This window comes from Bacillus sp. NMTD17, from assembly GCF_002998735.1.
Classification (GTDB): Bacteria; Bacillota; Bacilli; order Bacillales; family Bacillaceae; genus Bacillus.
Genome location: NZ_PVRH01000002.1, coordinates 162,714 through 182,143 on the forward strand (window position 1 = coordinate 162,714; position 19,430 = coordinate 182,143).

Genomic DNA, 19,430 nt, shown 5'->3' on the forward strand with positions numbered 1-19,430 from the left:
GGTACCTCTTTTCTACAGGAGGTACCTTCATTTTTTTGTTCGTTTTTATGCTTGGCGTATAAATGAAATCAGCTCATCAACAGATACTTCATGTGATTCACCTGATTTTCTAAACTTCACTTCAACAATGCCTTCTTCTGAACGTTTTCCGCAGCTAATGCGAATTGGCAGCCCAATTAAATCACTGTCTGCAAATTTTACTCCGGCACGCTCTTGGCGGTCATCGAAAAGTACGTCAAAGCCCTCATCTTCTAAGCGCTCGTATAACGTTTCAGCCAGCTCTTTTTGAGCATCGTTTTTCATATTTAATGCAAGGAGATGAAGGTCATATGGCGCAACAGTTTCGGGCCAAATGATTCCTTTCTCATCGTGATGCTGTTCAACAATTGCTGAAAGAGTTCTAGAGATACCGATACCATAGCATCCCATAATCATTGGCTGCGCTCGTCCATTCTCATCGAGGTACGTCGCATCCATTGACTCAGAATAACGAGTGCCTAGTTTAAAGACTTGTCCTACTTCAATCCCTTTGGCAAACTGGATTGTGCCTTCTCCATCTGGAGAAACATCTCCTTCTTGAATCAAACGAAGATCTGTGAATTCTTTCACTGATACATCACGCGCAGGATTGACATTGACATAGTGATAATCCGCTTCGTTTGCACCTGCGACAGCATTTGTCATGCCTTTAACCGCAAGGTCTGCATAAATATCGACTCCTGCTTCCAGCTTCACAGGACCAACAAATCCAGGCTCTGTTCCAATGACTTCTAGTACTTCTTCGCGAGTAGCAAGCTCTACAAGCTGTGCTCCTACCAAGTTTTTCACTTTCACATCATTTACTTCATGGTCGCCTCTAGTCAGGATTAGAACATACGCATCATCTGCTTTAAACAAAACAGATTTGATACAAAGAGAAGAATCAACTTCTAAAAATCCAGCGATGTCTTGAATCGTTTTCACTTGCGGTGTGTGGACTTTTTCAAGTTCTTTGAAGTCCGCAGGATTTGCTTCTTCTCCGTGATAAACAGCTTCAGCCATTTCAATGTTCGCAGCATAGGAAGATGTGTCAGAGTATGCAATTGTATCTTCTCCTACTTCTGACAGTGCCATAAACTCATGTGTATCTTTTCCTCCCATTGCACCAGAATCTGCAATGACTGGTCTAAAATTAAGACCTACTTTTGAGAATACATTGGAGTAAGCTGTAAACATCTTGTTGTATGTGTCATCAAGGCTTTCTGGTGAAGAATGGAATGAGTACGCATCCTTCATAATAAATTCACGTCCGCGCAGCAGCCCAAAACGCGGTCTCTGTTCATCGCGGAATTTTGATTGAATTTGATAAAGAGTTAAAGGAAGCTTCTTATACGATTTTACTTCGCTGCGTACGAGTGATGTGATCACCTCTTCGTGCGTTGGGCCAAGTGCGAACTCGCGGCCATGACGATCTTTCATACGCATCAATTCTGGACCGTATGTATACCATCTTCCTGACTCTTGCCACATTTCTGCCTGCTGCAGCACTGGCATTAACAGCTCAGCTGCTCCTGCCTTTTCCATTTCCTTGCGAACAATGGATTGAATATGCTGGATGACTTTATGAGCAAGCGGCAGATAATGATAGATTCCGCTTGTATTTTGTCTAATGAACCCAGCTCTTACTAAGAGCTGATGACTTTTTGCCTCAGCATCTGCCGGCACCTCTCGAAGAGTTGGAATGAAAGTCAGGGATTGTCTCATGTCGTTACACCTCATTTATGAAATAGGACTACTCACAAAAACTCTTGTTTCCCGTAATGAGAAACAAGAGACATTGGTTTTTATAAAAATAATCGCTGGATGTCATTCCACGTAACCACTAGCATTAACAGCATGAGGAATGCAACACCGATAAAGACAACAAGTGCTTCTTTCTCACGATTAATTGGTTTACCACGAATGGCTTCAACAAACAAGAATAGTAAACGTCCTCCGTCTAGTGCAGGAATCGGTAATAAATTCACGATGCCTAAGTTGATACTAAGGAACGCCGCAAACTGCATTAATGTTAACACACCTTGCTTGGCTACTTCTCCTGTCATGTCATAGATCCCAACAGGACCTGCTAACATATCTAGTGAAAATTGTCCTGTGACAATTTTTTGCAAGTTCGTTAAAATCAGTCCTGCTGTTGAAATCACAGTCGTTCCTGAGGATGAAATAACCTTCAGAAATCCATTTTCAGTTGGCGGATAAGATCCGAAACGGCCAATGCTTTTTCCGTCTGCTTTCACAGCTTCTGGAACAACCTGCACAGTGCTTTCTTTGCCGTCTCGGTCAATGACGACATTCATTTTTTTCTCAGGGTTCTTTTGAACGGTTTGAACGACGTCTGTCCAAGAATTCATTTTATCCCCGTTAATGGACACGATGTGGTCTCCCTGCATGAGTCCAGCTTCTGCCGCTCGGCCGTCTTTCGTCAGCTTGCCGAGTACAGGATCATCAACGGTTACCCCTTGAATAAAGCCTAAAGCAACCAAAATCACATACGCCAGGATAAAGTTCATAATCGGTCCAGCTGCGATCGCTTTAATACGCTGCCATACCGTTTTTGATCCAAATTGACGATTGTATGGTGCGATTTGAATTTCTTCACCATCTGCAATATAAAAGCTTGTTTGACTGACATTGTAGCCAGTTAAAATATCTTCATTTCCAGCTTCATATCCTGAGATTCTCATGGCATGATCTAAATCAATCTGCTCAACTTCGATGACAAGTGCATCAGGATATTTTTCTTTGTCATTTAAAATGATTTTTTCTACTTCATTTTGCTCATTGAATAAGAGCCCCACTGTATGACCTGGTTTAATTTCAATGACTTCAGGGTCCTCTCCTGCCATTTTAACAAATCCGCCAATAGGGAGCAGTCTAATGGTATAAACGGTTTCCTTTCGTTTAAAGGAGAAAATCTTCGGCCCAAAACCAATTGCGAACTCGCGGCATAAAATCCCCGCTCGCTGCGCCATAATTAAATGGCCAAGCTCGTGGAAAAAAACGAGCGTTCCAAAAATAATAATAAACGCAATCACTGTATTCACGAACATACCACCTTATGTGAGGATTGATTGAACAAAGTCTCGTGTATCTTTGTCCACTTCATGGATATCTTGCAAACTAGGCGTTGAAATCACATGATGTCTATTTAGTGCCTTTTCAATCAATTCTTCAATTTGCAGGAACGTTACTTTGCCTTTCAGAAATGCATCAACTGCCATTTCATTTGCTGCATTGAGCACAGCAGGCATTGTCCCTCCTATTTTACCTGATTCATAAGCAAAATGTAAGCAGCGATACCTGTCAAAATCCGCTTTTTGGAAATTCAATTGTCCAATCTCCCAAAGGTTCAATGATTTCGCTTCTGGTAATGGCGCCCTGTCAGGGTATGTGAGTGCATATTGAATGGGCACTCTCATGTCTGGTGTCCCTAACTGAGCCATGACGCTTTTGTCGTGAAATTCCACCATCGAATGGATAATGCTCTCTTTATGTAACAGCACATCAATTTGTTCATACGGTATATCAAACAACCAATGTGCCTCAATCACCTCGAGCCCTTTATTCATCATCGTCGCTGAATCAATGGTAATTTTCGCTCCCATTGACCAGTTTGGGTGGTTCAGCGCTTCTTCAACCGTAACACCTTCAAGTTCAGTTCGTTTTTTATCTCGGAAACTACCACCTGAAGCTGTCACGATTAAGCGTTCAATGTTTTTAGCTTGTTCACCTTGCAGGCATTGAAAAATAGCGGAATGCTCACTATCGACAGGAAGTAAAGGTACATCATATGTTTTCGCGTACTCTTTTACTATATGACCAGCTGTGACAAGTGTTTCCTTATTTGCGAGTGCAATCGTCTTTTTTTGTTCAATGGCCTTTAATGTTGGAACAAGCCCAACACTTCCTACAAGTGCATTGACCACAACGTCCACTGCATCATAGGTCGCTGCCTCGATGTTGGCTTCATCACCAGCAGCCATCTTGACATCGTATTCAAATGAATGACCTTTTAGCGTCTGATAAGTCTCTTCACTTAAACATCCGACAAATTCAGGCTGAAACTGTTCTATGATTGGAATGGCCTTATCTACATTTCGGCCAAATGTCATGGCTTTCAGCTTAAATTTGTCTGGGTGCTGCCTAATCACATCTAATGTTTGTTCTCCAATTGATCCTGTTGCGCCTAATAGCGAAATATATTTCAAATTGCCACTCCTTCTCTCGTTCAATAAGTTTCTATGAGGTTAGCTGGCAAACGTTGCGAGCAGTAAATATAAAAACGGCAGAACGAACAAAAAGCTGTCAAACCTGTCCAAAATCCCGCCATGTCCAGGGAGAATTGTCCCTGAATCCTTTACGTGATAATGACGCTTTAAAGCAGATTCCACAAGGTCGCCAAGCTGTCCAAAGATACTGAGCAAAAGAGTAATAAACATAACAAGCAGATATGATGGCAAAAATCCTGTAACCGCCTGAAACACAAATGACAACACGACCGCTGTGACGATTCCGCCGATAAATCCTTCTACTGTTTTGTTTGGACTGATCTCTGGCCAGAGCTTTCGTTTCCCCATAGATTTCCCAATAAAGTAAGCACCTGAGTCAGTGGACCAAATAATCACTGCTGCGAAGAAGATCGCACTCATGCCATATAAGCCTCTAATTTGGATGAAATAATAGAAACTGACGCCAATATATAATGTCGCTAATACAACAAAAGCAACCTCATCGAATGTGAAAGAGTTTTTGCTCAACACTGTATAAGTTAAAAGGATTAAGACTGCAAATAAAGCAATTTGCATTTTTGATGCGTCTACGTTCGGGAAGAAGCTGTTCTCTCCGCCCATTAAAAGCCAAAGCAATATTAAGCTGACAATACCAGGAAAGCTGAAAATCGATATCTTTTTCATTCTTAGAAGCTCAAAGAGAGCGACACTTCCCATTAAGTAAATCAGCAGGGTAAATGGCATCTGTCCATATATAACCGCAAGTAAAAAGACTGCAGCTGCCAAAACACCCGTCAAAATTCTTTGTTTCATCTGCACCACCCTCTAAATTCCACCGAACCTCCGGCCGCGGCGCTGGTATTCTCCGATAGCGCCTATAAGATGCTCATCAGAAAAGTCAGGCCAAAGCACATCCGTAAAGACAAACTCGCTGTATGCAATTTGCCAAAGCATAAAGTTACTTAATCTAATTTCTCCACTTGTGCGAATAAGCAAATCCGGATCTTGAAGAGATTCTGTCATTAAATAAGCTGAAAACATCTCTTCTGTGATGTCTTCTGCTTGAAGCTTACCTTCTTTGACTTTTTCAGAAATTTGTCTGCATGCGGAGACGATTTCTGTGCGCCCTCCATAGTTGAGCGCAAAATTCAAAACGAGTCCGTCGTTATTCGCCGTACTCTTTACTGCGTTCTCTACCGCTCTTTTCGTATGCTGCGGGAGGCCGTCTGGATCACCTGTTAAGCGCACACGGACATTTTCCTCGATGAGTTCAGGCAGGTAGATGTTCAAAAATTCTTCAGGAAGCTTCATTAAAAAGTCTACTTCTAGTTTTGGACGTTTCCAATTTTCCGTAGAGAAAGCATACAAAGTCAGCACTTTGACATTCAGCTCATTTGCAAGCTTTGTCATGCGCTTGACGACTTTCATTCCTTCATGATGTCCTGCTACCCGTGGAAGAGCACGTTTTTTCGCCCATCTTCCGTTCCCATCCATGATAATGGCGATATGTTCAGGAATTTCTCCATTTAATATGTCTTCTTTTGTCAGGCTTTCTAAGTTGGAAGCAGCAGTTTGCTGATTCTTCCAATTTTTGAGTATATTGAGCATGAGATTCCTCCATCACCCAAAAAGGTTGCGTTCCCGCTAATAATATAGTCACCAACAGTATTAACAAAAAAACCCCCTGTAAACATGAAGAGGGTCTTTTCACTATTATCTATTGTACATAGTTTTTTCTTAAACTTCCATGATTTCTTTTTCTTTATCTTTCGTCACGTCATCAATTTTAGCGACATATTCATCTGTCAATTTTTGAACATCCTCTGTCGATGATCTTAATTCATCTTCAGTGATCTCACCATTTTTCTCAAGCTTTTTCAACTCATCGTTTGCATCACGACGAACATTACGAACAGCTACTTTTGCTTCTTCTGAATATTTTCTTACCACTTTCACAAGCTCTTTACGTCTTTCTTCTGTTAGTGCAGGAATCGCAATGCGGATCACATTTCCGTCACTTGTTGGCGTGATGCCAAGATCAGACTTTTGGATCGATTTTTCGATATCACCGATGGCTGTTTTATCATAAGGTGTGATAATCAGCATACGTGCTTCTGGCACTGTGATTGACGCGATTTGGTTGAGTGGTGTTTGTGCACCGTAATAATCAACCGTCACTTTATCAAGCAATGAAGCATTTGCTCTGCCCGCACGAACAGTTGCTAGTTCACGTCCGTATGCTTGAACAGCTTTTTCCATTTTTTCTTTCGTTTGGTTCAATACTTCTTTTGACACGTTATTTCCCCCTCACAATCGTTCCAATTGATTCGCCATTGACGGCACGTTTAATATTTCCTTCTTCCATAATGGAGAATACGATTAATGGAATGTCATTGTCCATACATAATGAGGACGCAGTAGAATCCATTACAGCAAGCCCTTCTTTTAACACGTCAAGATATGAAAGCTTATCATATTTTACTGCATCCGCATCTGTACGAGGATCAGCACTGTAGACACCGTCTACATTATTTTTCGCCATTAAAATGACATCTGCTTCAATTTCTGCTGCACGAAGTGCTGCCGTTGTATCTGTAGAGAAATAAGGGTTACCAGTACCTGCAGCAAAAATCACGACACGTTTCTTCTCAAGATGACGGATCGCTTTTCTTCTTATGTATGGCTCTGCAACCTGTCTCATTTCGATAGAGGTTTGTACCCTAGACTGAATGCCAAGCGTTTCTAGGCTGTCCTGTAGCGCGAGTGAATTCATCACTGTTGCCAGCATGCCCATGTAGTCTGCTGTTGCACGGTCCATTCCTAAGTCACTGCCTGTCTTACCGCGCCAAAGGTTTCCTCCGCCTACAACAACTGCAACCTCAACATCAAGCTCTGCAATTTCTTTTACTTGCTTTGCAATTGATTGAATGACAGTTGGGTTAATTCCATTTCCAGCATCACCTGCTAGTGCTTCGCCACTTAGCTTCAGTACAATGCGATTATATTTCGGTTTGCTCATGATAACCTCCAAGTGTAAACTATACCGTCTCTTATTATGCGTAAGAAACTGTCTTTTGTAAATCAATATCCTCTAAAAAATAGGGAACACAGTGCTTGTGCTCCCTAAAAAAGCCCCAGAGAGCTTTTCAAACATTATTTTTTCACTTGGCTCATAACTTCTTCAGCAAAGTTGTCTTGACGCTTTTCAATACCTTCGCCCACTTCATAGCGAACATAAGTTTGAATGCTTGCGTTTTTCGCAGCTACTACTTGTTTCACTTTTTCATCTGGGTTTTTAACGAATGCTTGGTCAAGTAAGCAAATTTCTTCGAAGAATTTGTTTAGACGGCCTTCTACCATTTTAGCTACGATATTTTCAGGCTTTCCTTCTTGAAGCGCTTGCTGTGTTAATACTTCGCGCTCACGGTTTGCTTCTTCTTCTGACACTTGGTCACGAGAAATGTATTTAGGGTTTACAGCAGCAACGTGCATTGCAATGTCTCTTGCAAGCTCTTCGTCAGTTGTTCCGTTAAGAACAGCTAACACACCGATGCGTCCGCCCATGTGTAAGTAAGAACCGAATGCTGCGTTATCTTCTTTCGTGATAACAGAGAAACGACGTAGAGTGATTTTCTCTCCGATTTTTGCAATTGCAGATGTGATATGCTCTTCAACAGTTGAACCGTTTTCCATTTTAGAAGCATGAGCTTCTTCAATTGTTGCAGGTTTAGCAGCAAGCAAATGATCAGCAAGTTCGTTAAGAAGTGATTGGAATCCTTCGTTTTTCGCAACGAAATCAGTCTCAGAGTTCACTTCTAGGATCACGCCTGTGTTGCCGTCAGTTTTGATAAGAGTTAATCCTTCTGCAGCAATACGGTCTGCTTTTTTCGCAGCTTTTGCAATTCCTTTTTCTCTTAGAAGATCGATTGCTTTGTCGATGTCACCATCAGTTTCTGTTAACGCTTTTTTACAGTCCATCATACCTGCACCAGTTTTTTGACGCAGTTCTTTAACTAATTGAGCAGTAATTGCCATTTTACATTTCCTCCTTCTATGTTAAAACACGGATTACTAGGTGAAAAAAAGGTGATAAAAGGCATTTCCCTCTTATCACCTTTTGAATAGGTTACGCAGTTGTTGTTTCAGTTTCTGTCGTTTCTTCTACAACAGCTTCTTCTTCGCCTTGTTTAGACTCAAGAATCGCATCTGCCATTTTAGCAGTTAGAAGTTTTACAGCACGGATTGCATCATCGTTTGCAGGGATCACAACATCAATTTCGTCTGGATCACAGTTTGTGTCAACGATACCGATGATTGGGATATTCAATTTACGAGCTTCTGCAACTGCAATACGCTCTTTACGAGGGTCGATAATGAAAAGTGCATCCGGAAGACCTTTCATGTCTTTGATTCCGCCTAGGAATTTTTCAAGACGCTCTAATTCTTTTTTCAGTTGAACGACTTCTTTCTTAGGAAGAACATCGAATGTACCGTTTTCTTGCATTTTTTCAATATCTTTTAAACGTTTGATACGTTTTTGGATTGTTTCAAAGTTTGTTAAAGTTCCACCAAGCCAGCGTTGGTTCACATAGAACATACCAGAACGGATTGCTTCTTCTTTCACTGAATCTTGTGCTTGCTTTTTCGTACCAACGAAAAGGATTTTCCCTCCGTCAGCAGCAAGGTTTTTCGTGAAGTTGTAAGCTTCTTCTACTTTTTTCACCGTTTTTTGAAGATCGATGATGTAGATACCGTTACGCTCTGTAAAGATGTAACGCTTCATTTTTGGGTTCCAACGGCGCGTTTGGTGACCGAAGTGAACACCAGCTTCTAGCAATTGTTTCATAGAAATAACTGACATTTTGTTGCCTCCTAATATAATGGTTTTTTTTCCTCCGCTCAAGTCATGTTCACATAAAACTGCGCCACGGCAGCACCTTCATACGAATCATTAAGCGTGTGTATTTAACACCAAGAAATAATATAACACATGATGGACTGACAATCAAGAATCCTTTACAGCTTTCCGCTAAATTTTAATAAAAGCTCGATTTCTGTCTTGCCCGTTTTCAGTTCTTTCGCTATTTCTTCTAGCGAATGCCCTTTGTCATATAAGGTCTTCACTTGGTCCTCGAATGTTTCTTCTATTTCACTTTCAGAAGGCACAGAAGCTTCTGATTCAAGATGTGGAACGGGTTCGTTTACCTTCTCTTCCTGCACTTCAACTTCACTAAGGAGAGCCGACAAGTGCTCTGGTACTGGATCTTCACTTTCTACCGATTGCTGGGATTCAATTGGTGGTTGTGGCTGCTTTGGTGTCTGAAAATCCGATTTCAGCTCTTCAGCAGAAAAATCAGGGGAAGCGGCTGCCACTTTTGATAGTTTGTCATTCTCTTCTTTGACTTCCATCAAAAATGCAGCCAGGGTATTTTCCGTTTCTTCTAGAAGTTCTCGCTGCTTTTGTTCAGTTATCTTCAGCGAATTCATTCTCGTATATAAAATGATCACAAAATAAATAAGTGCAGCATGAAGCATGAAGCTAATCAGCCATAACATATTTTTTCACTCACTAACTCTTTAAGATTGAATGGCTTTATCAAGCAGATGCTTAAGCTTGAACAATGCCTTTGAATGAATTTGCGAAATGCGCGAGGTCGATAAATTGAGCACATGACCGATTTCTGTTAACGTCAGTTCCTCTTTATAGAAAAGACTGATCACGAGCTTTTCTTTTTCCGATAGCTCGGTCATTTTTTCAGCAAGCTGTTCTATTAATTCATCTTTCAGCATCTTCTCTTCAGGTGTCACTGTTTTCTCGTCGCGAATCATGACTTGGACGTTTTCACCGTCTTCTTGATCATGCAGCTTCTCGTCGATTGAAAGCAGATTCGCAAAGAAACCTTCATTCATTGTTGTGACAACATCCTGTTCACTCATGCCAAGTTCCTCTGCCACTTCTGTCGGCGTCACATTTCGTAAATAGCGCTGTTCAAGCTTTTCAATAGCCGCTTCTACTTTTTTTGTTTTTTCTCTTGATGTACGAGGCAGCCAGTCCTCTTTACGAAGACCGTCGATGATGGCCCCGCGGATTCTGAAGGATGCATATGTATCAAACTTCAGATCTCTTCCGGGGTCGAATTTTTCAAGGGCATCATATAAACCGAGCATCCCTAGACTGATCAAGTCTTCTTTATGCACTGACTTCGGGAGTCCGATGGAAATTCTTCCAACATGATATGTGACGAGCGGCATATAGCGGCGCATAAGATCATCTCCAGCAGCTGGGTCCTTCCACTCTTTCCATCTAGCCCATAGCGCCTGATCTTCGTAATTTAAGGATTGCATCTTTCTCCCCCTATACTTCCTTAGTTATATCTTCATAGTGCCTTGCTTCACAGTGCGGATCTCAAGCTCTGTCGTAAGCGGATCAAATTCAATCGTACGGCCATTGTTCCCGCCCGTATCCTCACTAATGATCGGGATGCGATAAAGAGACAGATGTTCTTTAACAGCTGATACGTTTCTAGGTCCAATTCTCATCAGATCATTGGTTGACTTAAACTTAAACATTTCTGCGCCGCCAGCAAGTTTTGCCTTTAGCGCATGTTTGCGTGCTCCTTCTTTAAGAAGCAGATCAATTGTATGCTTGACACCTGTATCTGCATATTTAGCCAAGTTCTCCACTGCCCCTTTTGCAAGGGATGAGTCTGGAAGCATGACATGGACAAGACCTGCCAGTTTTTTTTCTTGATCAAACAGAACAAGTCCTACACAAGAACCAAGTCCGGATGTCCGAATGCGGTCCGGTGTTTTCACAATCTGAACATCCGCTATACCAACCTTTACAACTGCCGGAATCTGAACGTTCATTACAGGTTACCTAATGCTTTGAATAGTTTTTCAAACGATTCAAAGTCTGGTAATAGAAACATATTTCCTTTCAGCTCTTGCTTATTTTGATCATCAAAAATCGATGTATCAATCACAATTGCCTGATCCCCTAGAGGGCTGAATTGCATTAACCCTTCACTAATGACAGCCCCGAACATATCGAGCGTAACATCTGGAACACTTGGGTGAAGCTGCAATTTTGTTAAATCGGCAAGGGCTGATAAATAAGAGCCTGCTAAAATATTTCCCAGCTCGTGTAGTGCTGACGTCCCCATCACATGCTCGTGAATGGTATCAATATCAAATGCCGGATCCTGTACAAGCTCTCTTACAAATTGCTCTGCTTGCTCAAATGGCATAATGAAAAAGATAGAGCCGGATAAATCTCCTTCCATCCGCAGGAAAATACTTGCAACTGGGAGGTCTGCACCGCCAAAGAAATCCATTAATTCTTCAAACGAGAGAACCTTGACAAACGGAACAGCCATATCTATTTTGCGATCCAATAGGCTGGCAAGAGCAGACGCGGCGTGGCCTGCTCCAATATTCCCAACCTCTCTTAATACATCCAGCTGTTCATCTTTTATTTCATTGAAAATGCTCATTTCACATCCTCCTTAATGAACAGGTGCATCTTGAACGCTCTTGTCGAGGACGGCACCAGGATGAATGATATTAAATAGACGCTGATCATGCTTAATGATACCTGTCACCCATGATTGTCCTTCTTTTTCAGCTGATTCAGGAGAAGATTCTACTTCTTCTTGATGGACTGTAATGACATCATTCGCTTCATCAACAATCCAGCCGACTTCAATGTCACCAACTTGTACAATAATCATTCTTGTTTCATCTGTAATGTCGTTGTCAGTTGATCCAAGTCTGACTCTAAGGTCGATGACAGGTGTCACGACACCGCGCAGATTAATAACACCACATATATAAGGGGCAACGCCAGGGACTCTTGTCGGCTGCTGCCATTTTTCAATGGACTTTACTTCTGATACTGAAATGGCGTATTCTTTTTTGTTTACGATAAACACAATCATCTTTTCGCCAGTTTTGATATCTGTACTCATTTCAGACCGCTCCTCTATTGTTTTTTACTTGATCAGTGCATTACAGTCAACGATGAGTGCAACTTGACCGTCACCTAGGATTGTTGCGCCTGAGATCGCAAACACGTTTGGCAGGTAATCTCCTAGTGATTTCAATACAACCTCTTGCTGACCAATAAATGAATCGACCACAAATGCTGTCAGCTTATCTCCTTTACGAACAACGATGATGTGCAGTTCTTCCTCTAATTCATTCGCATTTGGTACGTGGAATTGTTTCTTCAAGTACACGACCGGTACGATAAATCCGCGGAAATCAATCACTTCACGATCATGCGTTTGAAGGATGTCGCTTTTCTTAATGACAGCCGTTTCAATAATAGAAGAAATCGGAATCGCAAATGTTTCCTCTTCCAATTTCACAAGAAGAACGGAAATAATCGATAATGTAAGCGGAAGCTGGATCGAGAATAGTGAGCCCTGTCCTTCTGTTGAGTTGATGCTCACAGATCCGCCTAGTGATTCCAGCTTGTTTTTCACAACGTCAAGGCCTACACCGCGGCCTGAGATGTCAGAAATCGTATCAGCTGTAGAGAAACCTGCTGCAAAGATCAATGAATCAATTTGATGATCTTCAAGCGTTTCCGCTTCTCTTTCAGTAATAACCCCGCGCTCTAATGCTTTTTCAAGCACTTTCTTACGGTTAATTCCGCCGCCATCATCTTCTACTTCAATGAAGACGTGGTTTCCGCTATGATACGCCTTTAATAGAACGGTGCCTTTTTCTGGCTTGCCTTTTTTCACACGTTCTTCTGGCGATTCAATACCGTGATCTAGACTGTTTCTAAGTAAGTGTAAGAGCGGATCTCCAATCTCATCGATGACTGTTCGGTCAAGCTCTGTCTCAGCACCTTCAATGATCAGTTCAATTTTCTTATTCAGCTCTTTTGTCAATTGACGGATCATACGAGGGAATCGGTTAAACACTGTTTCCACAGGGACCATTCTCATGTTCAGGATGATCGATTGCAGATCTCCAGAAATACGTGTCATTCTTTCAACTGTGTCTGTAAGTTCATTATTTTCTAATTCTTTGGCTATCTGCTCTAAACGGCCTCTGTCAATCACCAGTTCTTCAAATAGATTCATGAGAGAATCGAGACGGTCAATGTTGACACGAATCGTTTTTGTTCCGCCGGCAGCTGCACCGTTATTGCCGTTTGCTTTTGGCGCATCGTTTGCTGGTGCTTTCGCAGCAGGCACGGAGACTTCTTCTTTTTCCTGTTCAGGTTTTGCTTCTTGTTTTTCAGCTGGAGCCGCGTCTTCAAATGCAGAGACTTCTGAGATCTCAACTTGTTCAACTTCTGAGATCGTCATCACGATTTTTTTCACTTCATCCATCGGTTGTTTAGATAAATAAGAAATACTAAATTCAGATTCGAAATCTTCTGATTCTAAAAGTTCTGCATTTGGAACTGTTTTGACGACCTCGCCTGCTTCGTTCAGTCTTTCAAAGATCATATAGACACGAACAGCTTTTAATAAGCATGCGTCACTTAATGTTACATTGAGTTCATAACATTTAAAGCCTTGTTCTCTCGCTTCATCAAGCACTGTTCGTTCAAATTCGTTATAGTCTAAGTCGTTAGCAGCCGCAGCTGATACATCCGCTGTTTCAACACTAGGAGCTGCCTCAGCATGGCTTCCTGTCACATCTAGCTTTTTACTAACCTCTGTGACATCGCGTTTCCCATCTCCGCCTTCTGCAATTGATTGAACCATTGCTTCAAGGTGATCAAGTGCTTCAAACATCGTGTCCATTGACTCAGGTGTGACAATCATTTGTTCATTTCGAATGGCATCAAACATGTTTTCTAAATGATGTGTGAGCTGAGCCATATCAGCGTAGCCCATCGTTGCACTCATGCCTTTCAATGTGTGAGCCGCTCTGAATATATCATTCACTAGCTGCAAGTCGGTTGGGTTCTTTTCTAAATCAAGAAGTTTTTCATTACAAGTTTGTAAGTGTTCTCTGCTTTCATCTAAAAAGATATCTAAGTATTGGTTTACATCCAACGTGTTCACGCCCTCTCTTTTTTCATGGAGCTTATAATTGCATGTGCGATGTCATCCACATGCCTTGTTTCATGTGCAAGGCCTGCTTTAATGACTGATTTAGGCATTCCGAAAACAACACATGATTCTTCTTTTTCTGCAATGACTTTCGTATGACCGCTTGCGACCATTTTTTTGACACCTTCTGTGCCGTCACTACCCATGCCTGTCATAATGACAGCAATTTTCTCGTAACCCTTTATATTGCTGATGGATTCAAATAAATAGTTAACAGAAGGTTTGTGCCGGCTTTCCGTGTCCTCTGGAGACAGCCTGATGACTAAGGATGCCCCTTGTTCATGAAGTGACATATTCATTCCACCAGGAGCTATGTAAGCCACTCCATTTTTAGCGATATCTCCATCTTGTGCTTCTTTAATCGAAATTTGAGATAAATGGTCTAACCTAGTAGCAAGTGATGCCGTAAATCCTGCCGGCATATGCTGCACAATCAAAATGGGTGCTTCTATGTCCTTTGGCAGCTTCGTGACGACTCGTTGAAGTGCTCTTGGCCCTCCCGTCGATGTTCCGATTGAAATAATCTTTCGGAGTGAGCTGCTTTTTACTGCTTGCGGGCGAGGAAAAGCCACTGGACTTGGCGTCTTCATCACCGGCTTAGGAGAAATCTGCACTTCTGTGCGTTTCCTTGACATCCCTGCCGCAAGCACTCGCTCTACAATTTGGCCTCTTACTTTGTGCAAATCGAGCGAAATACTTCCTGAAGGCTTTGTCACAAAGTCAAACGCACCAAGTTCTAAGCAATGGATAGTTAAATCTTTCCCTTGCTTTGTCTGGCTTGACACCATAATCACGGCAAGGTCATGTTCAGCCAGAATTTGTTTTAATGCTTCTGTTCCATTTAAAACAGGCATTTCCACATCTAGTGTGACAACATCTGGATTCAGTTCCTTGATCCGTTTTAAGGCATCTTCCCCATTTCGCGCCGTTCCGACGACTTCTATTTCTTGCTCGGCACTTAGGAAATCACTAATGAGCTTTCGCATAAAGGCCGAGTCATCTACTACAAGCACTCTAATCATGAGTCCACCTTCCTCCTTTTAAAAAAAGAGGACAACTTATCTATAAACGTATGCTGCTCTCTCTGTGCCTCTCTTATCTGCTGTTGATAAAGTGTTTCTGCCAGCATCTTGATCGTTTTACTCAGCCTTGAGTGAGGCTGCTTGATATAAAATGGAATTTGTTCAGCCACTGCTTTAGGAACCGCAGGATCATCTGGCACAGCACCAGCAAATACTAGCTTTCTGTGTAGAAATGATGTGACCACTCCTGCTAATTTCCGGTAGGTTTCAGACCCTTCTGACGGGGTTTTACACCGGTTGACAATGATTTGCACAGATTGTTCAAACTGATGAATAGCTAAGTGTTTAATTGCGCTGTAAGCATCCATGATCGATGTTGGTTCTGGCGTTGTCACAACCACAACTTCTCCTGCTGATAAAACAAAAGGCAGTTGATCTTTTGACAAGCCGGCACCCATATCAAAGAAGATACAATCAAAGTCGTGCATCATTCTTTCCATTTCCTCTAGAAAGAAAGACCATTGATCTTTATCTAAAGAAAACAGCTGTTCAAGTCCGCTTCCGCCAGAAATGTAATAAAGGTTGTTCGTTCCTTGTGTCATAGCTGCTTGGAAGGATTTCTTCCTGACAAGAACATCTAATATAGAGCTAGTCGATGTTTTTCCTAGTAAAATATCAATATTCCCCATACCAAAATCAAGGTCGATGACTAACACTCGCTTGCCTGCATTTGCGATAGACAGTGCCATATTCAGCGTCAAATTCGATTTTCCTACCCCGCCTTTACCGCTCATGACAGCAATGGTTTTTGCCTGTTTGCTTATACCAAGAGGAGCCGGTGTGATCGTTTGATTCTGCTGAACGAGCTTTCTTAAACCTTCCGCTTGGTCGGGCTTCATCATTGTAAGACCATCCTTGTTAATTCAAGAGGAGAGCCCTCAAGAATATCCTCAGGTACATTTTGACCATTTGTTAAAAAGCCAAGTCCGATTTGAGAGTCTGCAATGATTTGAAAGATTGTTCCCATCGTGTCTGTTTCATCTACCTTTGTAAAAATGAATTGGTCGATTGGAACGTGTTCAAATCGTTTAACCATGGCTCTCATGTCCTGATACTTCGAGGTCGCACTCATCACTAGGAAACTTTGAAAGCTTTCATCAAATGGAATAATGTCTGTCAGCTCTTTGATATACGCTTCTTCTTTAAAGTTACGACCGGCTGTGTCTACGAAAATATGATCATACTCTTTAAAGGTCTCTTGAGCTTTCACAAAATCCTCTCTCGAATAACAAACCTCAAGCGGTGCATTGAGCAGTTCCGCGTATGTTTTCAGTTGTTCGATCGCTGCAATTCGGTACGTATCTGTTGTAATAAAAGCGATTTTCTTTTGCTTCTGAATGGCAGTTTTGGCAGCCAGCTTTGCAATTGTTGTTGTTTTACCAGCCCCAGTTGAACCAAACAGCACAATGTATTTTGAACGAATCATCGGCTCATCAGAGGTATGAGCCGGCAGCATACCTGTCAGCAGTTGTTCAAGTTCTTTTTGAATTTGATCTTCCTTGACAGCACCCTTCGTTAAAAGACCTTTTAGGCATTCGTCTCGAATTGAATCATCAAGACCTTGATCCTTAAGCTTTTGATCGATTGCCATGAGAGGATCGGGCAGAATACCAGCATGCCGCTCATTCCTCGCATATTCTAAAGGCTGAGTATGAGAAGGTACTGGTTTCAATGCCTCAGGAGCAAAGGATGGCTCTTCAGGCCGGTGTTGCACCTGCTCCTTTTTCGGAAATACTTGAAGAGGAGGCGCAGGATGTCCACCTTTACCCGCTCTTTCTTCAAAATCTTGATCCAGCACAGCTATTACTTCAACCATTTGCTGTTTCTTTAAACCGAATAGCTTTCGTTTCACAACGGTTTTGGAATTTAAAATGACGGCATCCTTCCCAAGCTGCTGCCTAATTTGAATCGTTGCTTCCTGCATTGAATTCGCTGTGATTTTTTTCATTTTCATTAGATATCCACCACTCCGATGCTCTGTACTTCCACATTTGCTTCTAGTTCGTTATAAGATAGTACCGGTAAATCCGGGAAATATCTTTCTAACAGCTGCTTGACGTACATTCTTATAGGAGGTGAGCACAATAGAACCGGCGTTTCCTGACGAAGCGAAAGCTGTTCAATTTCTCTCGCCACTGATTGAATCACACTTTCAGAGGATTCTGGATCTAATGATAAGTAGTTGCCATGCTCTGTTTGCTGTACGCTGTCAGCAATTACCTTTTCGACTCGGCCTGAGCATGTCACGACTTTGAGCGATTCATTTTCTCTTGCATATTGTGCGGTAATCTGTCTTGCCAGCGCCTGTCTGACATACTCTGTTAACAAATCTGTATCCGTCGTTAATTTTCCGTAGTCTGCAAGCGTCTCAAAAATGGTGACAAGATTTCGAATAGAAACCTTTTCTTTCAGCAGTTTTGCCAATACTTTTTGAATATCACCAACTGCTAGTGGATTTGGCGTCACCTCATCCACTAAGACAGGATAACTTTCTTTCAGATGATCGATTAATTGCTTCGTTTCTTGGCGTCCGAGCAGTTCGTGTGTGTTTTGTCTAATCTTCTCTGTGATGTGAGTAGACACAACAGATGCAGGATCTACAACCGTATAGCCAAGCATCTCAGCCTGATCTTTTTCTGCTTCTGAGATCCATTTAGCCGGAAGACCAAAGGATGGCTCGATTGTTTCAATCCCTTCAATCGGATCATCATCAGGCGTAGGAGACATCGCTAAGTAGTGATCAAGCAGCAGCTCACCTTTTGCCACTTCGTTCCCTTTTATTTTGAGCCGATACTCATTTGGGTTAAGTGCAATGTTGTCTCGAATTCGGACAACTGGAATCACAAGACCTAGTTCGAGGGCAAGCTGCCTTCGGATCATCACAATTCGGTCTAACAGGTCACCGCCTTGATTTGCATCGGCTAGCGGAATCAGGCCGTAGCCAAATTCAAATTCAATGGCATCCATTTGCAGAAGGTGAATGACGCTTTCTGGACTTTTCATCTCTTCTACCTCTGCCTGTTCCTCTAGTACCTCTTCGATTTCTTCTTGATCCTGTTTGTTTTTCGACATCAAGTATGCGCCGAGGGCAAGTAAACCTGCGATCGGTCCTGTCAAAAGTACGCCGATTGGAGTAAACAACCCAAGAAGGAAGATCGTACCTGATGTGACGTAAAGCATAGCCGGGAATGCAAACAGCTGTTCAGTGATATCTGAACCAAGGTTCCCATTAGAAGCAGCCCTTGTGACGACAATCCCTGTCGCTGTTGAAATGAGAAGTGCAGGAATTTGTGAAACAATCCCGTCTCCTACCGTTAATAGTGTAAAGTGGGAAGCTGATTCTTGAATCGACATTCCTTGCTGAAGCATCCCAATAATAATGCCAAAAATAATATTAATAATGACGATAATAATACCTGCGATGGCATCCCCTTTAACGAACTTACTTGCACCATCCATCGCACCATAAAAGTCTGCTTCTCTCGCTACTTTTTCACGGCGATTTCTTGCTTCACTTTCTGTCAGCATCCCTGCATTTAAATCTGCATCAATACTCATTTGTTTCCCTGGCATTGCATCAAGGGTAAATCTTGCCGCAACCTCTGAAACACGCTCAGCCCCTTTGGTGATTACAACAAATTGAATGATGATCAGAATAAGGAAGACCACCAGACCCACGAGTACATTACCTCCAACAACAAATGAACCAAACGTTTCTACAACCTTTCCAGCGTCTCCAGTTGATAGGATAGATCGTGTTGTAGAGATGTTAAGCCCTAAGCGGAACAGCGTTAAGAGCAAAAGCAATGATGGAAATATTGAAAATTGCAGTGGTTCTTGCATGTTCATTGTGGTGAGAAGCACGATAAGCGCAAGAGAAATATTAATAATGATTAAAATACTTAATAGCATTGGCGGAAATGGTATGACCAGCATCGCCACAATTAAAATAACACTGAATAAAACAGATAAATCTCTTGCTGCCATGCCTGTTCTCT

At 42.0% G+C, this 19,430-nt stretch carries 19 protein-coding genes; all 19 read right to left on the minus strand.

Annotated elements, in window-relative coordinates:
* Nucleotides 1-45 precede the first annotated feature (45 nt).
* The 19 genes from C6347_RS05905 to flhA all read right to left on the minus strand — a co-directional run bounded on the left by C6347_RS05905 (nt 46) and on the right by flhA (nt 19,419).
* Nucleotides 46-1,743, minus strand: coding sequence for a proline--tRNA ligase (locus C6347_RS05905; protein WP_106071519.1), 1,698 nt, complete (start codon nt 1,741-1,743; stop codon nt 46-48).
* Nucleotides 1,744-1,823: 80 nt separating this feature from the next.
* Nucleotides 1,824-3,089, minus strand: coding sequence for an RIP metalloprotease RseP (gene rseP / locus C6347_RS05910; RefSeq protein ID WP_095285177.1), 1,266 nt, complete (start codon nt 3,087-3,089; stop codon nt 1,824-1,826).
* A 6-nt stretch (nt 3,090-3,095) separates the two neighbouring features.
* On the minus strand, nt 3,096-4,247 hold the full coding sequence (dxr, locus tag C6347_RS05915) for a 1-deoxy-D-xylulose-5-phosphate reductoisomerase (protein ID WP_060596277.1): 1,152 nt from the start codon (nt 4,245-4,247) through the stop codon (nt 3,096-3,098).
* A gap of 39 nt (nt 4,248-4,286) precedes the next feature.
* Nucleotides 4,287-5,081 (minus strand): phosphatidate cytidylyltransferase, encoded by a 795-nt coding sequence (locus C6347_RS05920; protein WP_060596276.1) that lies wholly within the window; start codon nt 5,079-5,081, stop codon nt 4,287-4,289.
* Nucleotides 5,082-5,093: 12 nt separating this feature from the next.
* Nucleotides 5,094-5,876, minus strand: a complete 783-nt coding sequence (locus C6347_RS05925) for an undecaprenyl pyrophosphate synthase (RefSeq protein ID WP_034662319.1) — start codon at nt 5,874-5,876, stop codon at nt 5,094-5,096.
* Nucleotides 5,877-6,005: 129 nt separating this feature from the next.
* Nucleotides 6,006-6,563: a ribosome recycling factor gene (gene frr, locus C6347_RS05930; RefSeq protein ID WP_003212469.1), complete on the minus strand. Its 558-nt coding sequence runs from the start codon at nt 6,561-6,563 to the stop codon at nt 6,006-6,008.
* 1 nt (nt 6,564) lies between these two features.
* Complete coding sequence (gene pyrH, locus C6347_RS05935; protein WP_008344767.1) at nt 6,565-7,287, minus strand: UMP kinase; 723 nt, start codon at nt 7,285-7,287, stop codon at nt 6,565-6,567.
* Nucleotides 7,288-7,421: 134 nt separating this feature from the next.
* On the minus strand, nt 7,422-8,303 hold the full coding sequence (gene tsf / locus C6347_RS05940) for a translation elongation factor Ts (RefSeq protein ID WP_012009978.1): 882 nt from the start codon (nt 8,301-8,303) through the stop codon (nt 7,422-7,424).
* Nucleotides 8,304-8,394: 91 nt separating this feature from the next.
* A complete protein-coding gene (gene rpsB / locus C6347_RS05945) occupies nt 8,395-9,129 on the minus strand; it encodes a 30S ribosomal protein S2 (protein WP_003212093.1) in 735 nt (244 codons plus the stop codon).
* 155 nt (nt 9,130-9,284) lie between these two features.
* A complete protein-coding gene (locus tag C6347_RS05950; RefSeq protein ID WP_060596274.1) occupies nt 9,285-9,824 on the minus strand; it encodes a hypothetical protein in 540 nt (179 codons plus the stop codon).
* A 21-nt stretch (nt 9,825-9,845) separates the two neighbouring features.
* Nucleotides 9,846-10,613, minus strand: a complete 768-nt coding sequence (locus tag C6347_RS05955) for a FliA/WhiG family RNA polymerase sigma factor (RefSeq protein WP_012009976.1) — start codon at nt 10,611-10,613, stop codon at nt 9,846-9,848.
* 24 nt (nt 10,614-10,637) lie between these two features.
* Nucleotides 10,638-11,138 carry a chemotaxis protein CheD gene (locus C6347_RS05960; protein ID WP_106030845.1) on the minus strand — a complete coding sequence of 167 codons (501 nt, stop codon included), beginning with the start codon at nt 11,136-11,138 and terminating at the stop codon, nt 10,638-10,640.
* Nucleotides 11,138-11,764, minus strand: coding sequence for a chemotaxis protein CheC (locus tag C6347_RS05965; protein WP_034662328.1), 627 nt, complete (start codon nt 11,762-11,764; stop codon nt 11,138-11,140). The genes C6347_RS05960 and C6347_RS05965 overlap by 1 nt, the downstream gene beginning before the upstream one ends.
* Before the next feature lie 12 nt (nt 11,765-11,776).
* Entirely contained in the window at nt 11,777-12,238 is a 462-nt protein-coding gene (locus tag C6347_RS05970; protein ID WP_034662331.1) for a chemotaxis protein CheW, read from the minus strand.
* Between the two features lie 24 nt (nt 12,239-12,262).
* Nucleotides 12,263-14,293, minus strand: coding sequence for a chemotaxis protein CheA (locus C6347_RS05975; protein WP_060596272.1), 2,031 nt, complete (start codon nt 14,291-14,293; stop codon nt 12,263-12,265).
* Between the two features lie 5 nt (nt 14,294-14,298).
* The gene (locus tag C6347_RS05980; RefSeq protein WP_060596270.1) at nt 14,299-15,372 is read right to left on the minus strand and encodes a protein-glutamate methylesterase/protein-glutamine glutaminase; all 1,074 of its coding nucleotides are present in this window, start codon (nt 15,370-15,372) and stop codon (nt 14,299-14,301) included.
* Entirely contained in the window at nt 15,369-16,274 is a 906-nt protein-coding gene (locus C6347_RS05985; protein WP_106038744.1) for a MinD/ParA family protein, read from the minus strand. The genes C6347_RS05980 and C6347_RS05985 overlap by 4 nt, the downstream gene beginning before the upstream one ends.
* Nucleotides 16,271-17,386, minus strand: a complete 1,116-nt coding sequence (gene flhF, locus C6347_RS05990) for a flagellar biosynthesis GTPase FlhF (RefSeq protein ID WP_106071520.1) — start codon at nt 17,384-17,386, stop codon at nt 16,271-16,273. The genes C6347_RS05985 and flhF overlap by 4 nt, the downstream gene beginning before the upstream one ends.
* Nucleotides 17,386-19,419, minus strand: a complete 2,034-nt coding sequence (gene flhA / locus C6347_RS05995; protein ID WP_060596266.1) for a flagellar biosynthesis protein FlhA — start codon at nt 19,417-19,419, stop codon at nt 17,386-17,388. The genes flhF and flhA overlap by 1 nt, the downstream gene beginning before the upstream one ends.
* Between the last annotated feature and the right edge of the window lie 11 nt (nt 19,420-19,430).

Coding starts and splice junctions, on each gene's coding strand:
- flhF (WP_106071520.1), bottom strand. CDS start 17,386: ATGAAAATGAAAAAAATCACAGCGAATTCAATGCAGGAAGCAACGATT.
- C6347_RS05980 (WP_060596270.1), bottom strand. CDS start 15,372: ATGATTAGAGTGCTTGTAGTAGATGACTCGGCCTTTATGCGAAAGCTC.
- flhA (WP_060596266.1), bottom strand. CDS start 19,419: ATGGCAGCAAGAGATTTATCTGTTTTATTCAGTGTTATTTTAATTGTG.
- C6347_RS05905 (WP_106071519.1), bottom strand. CDS start 1,743: ATGAGACAATCCCTGACTTTCATTCCAACTCTTCGAGAGGTGCCGGCA.
- C6347_RS05985 (WP_106038744.1), bottom strand. CDS start 16,274: ATGATGAAGCCCGACCAAGCGGAAGGTTTAAGAAAGCTCGTTCAGCAG.
- pyrH (WP_008344767.1), bottom strand. CDS start 7,287: ATGAGCAAACCGAAATATAATCGCATTGTACTGAAGCTAAGTGGCGAA.
- C6347_RS05970 (WP_034662331.1), bottom strand. CDS start 12,238: ATGAGTACAGATATCAAAACTGGCGAAAAGATGATTGTGTTTATCGTA.
- C6347_RS05925 (WP_034662319.1), bottom strand. CDS start 5,876: ATGCTCAATATACTCAAAAATTGGAAGAATCAGCAAACTGCTGCTTCC.
- rseP (WP_095285177.1), bottom strand. CDS start 3,089: ATGTTCGTGAATACAGTGATTGCGTTTATTATTATTTTTGGAACGCTC.
- tsf (WP_012009978.1), bottom strand. CDS start 8,303: ATGGCAATTACTGCTCAATTAGTTAAAGAACTGCGTCAAAAAACTGGT.
- C6347_RS05965 (WP_034662328.1), bottom strand. CDS start 11,764: ATGAGCATTTTCAATGAAATAAAAGATGAACAGCTGGATGTATTAAGA.
- C6347_RS05960 (WP_106030845.1), bottom strand. CDS start 11,138: ATGAACGTTCAGATTCCGGCAGTTGTAAAGGTTGGTATAGCGGATGTT.
- C6347_RS05950 (WP_060596274.1), bottom strand. CDS start 9,824: ATGTTATGGCTGATTAGCTTCATGCTTCATGCTGCACTTATTTATTTT.
- C6347_RS05920 (WP_060596276.1), bottom strand. CDS start 5,081: ATGAAACAAAGAATTTTGACGGGTGTTTTGGCAGCTGCAGTCTTTTTA.
- rpsB (WP_003212093.1), bottom strand. CDS start 9,129: ATGTCAGTTATTTCTATGAAACAATTGCTAGAAGCTGGTGTTCACTTC.
- C6347_RS05955 (WP_012009976.1), bottom strand. CDS start 10,613: ATGCAATCCTTAAATTACGAAGATCAGGCGCTATGGGCTAGATGGAAA.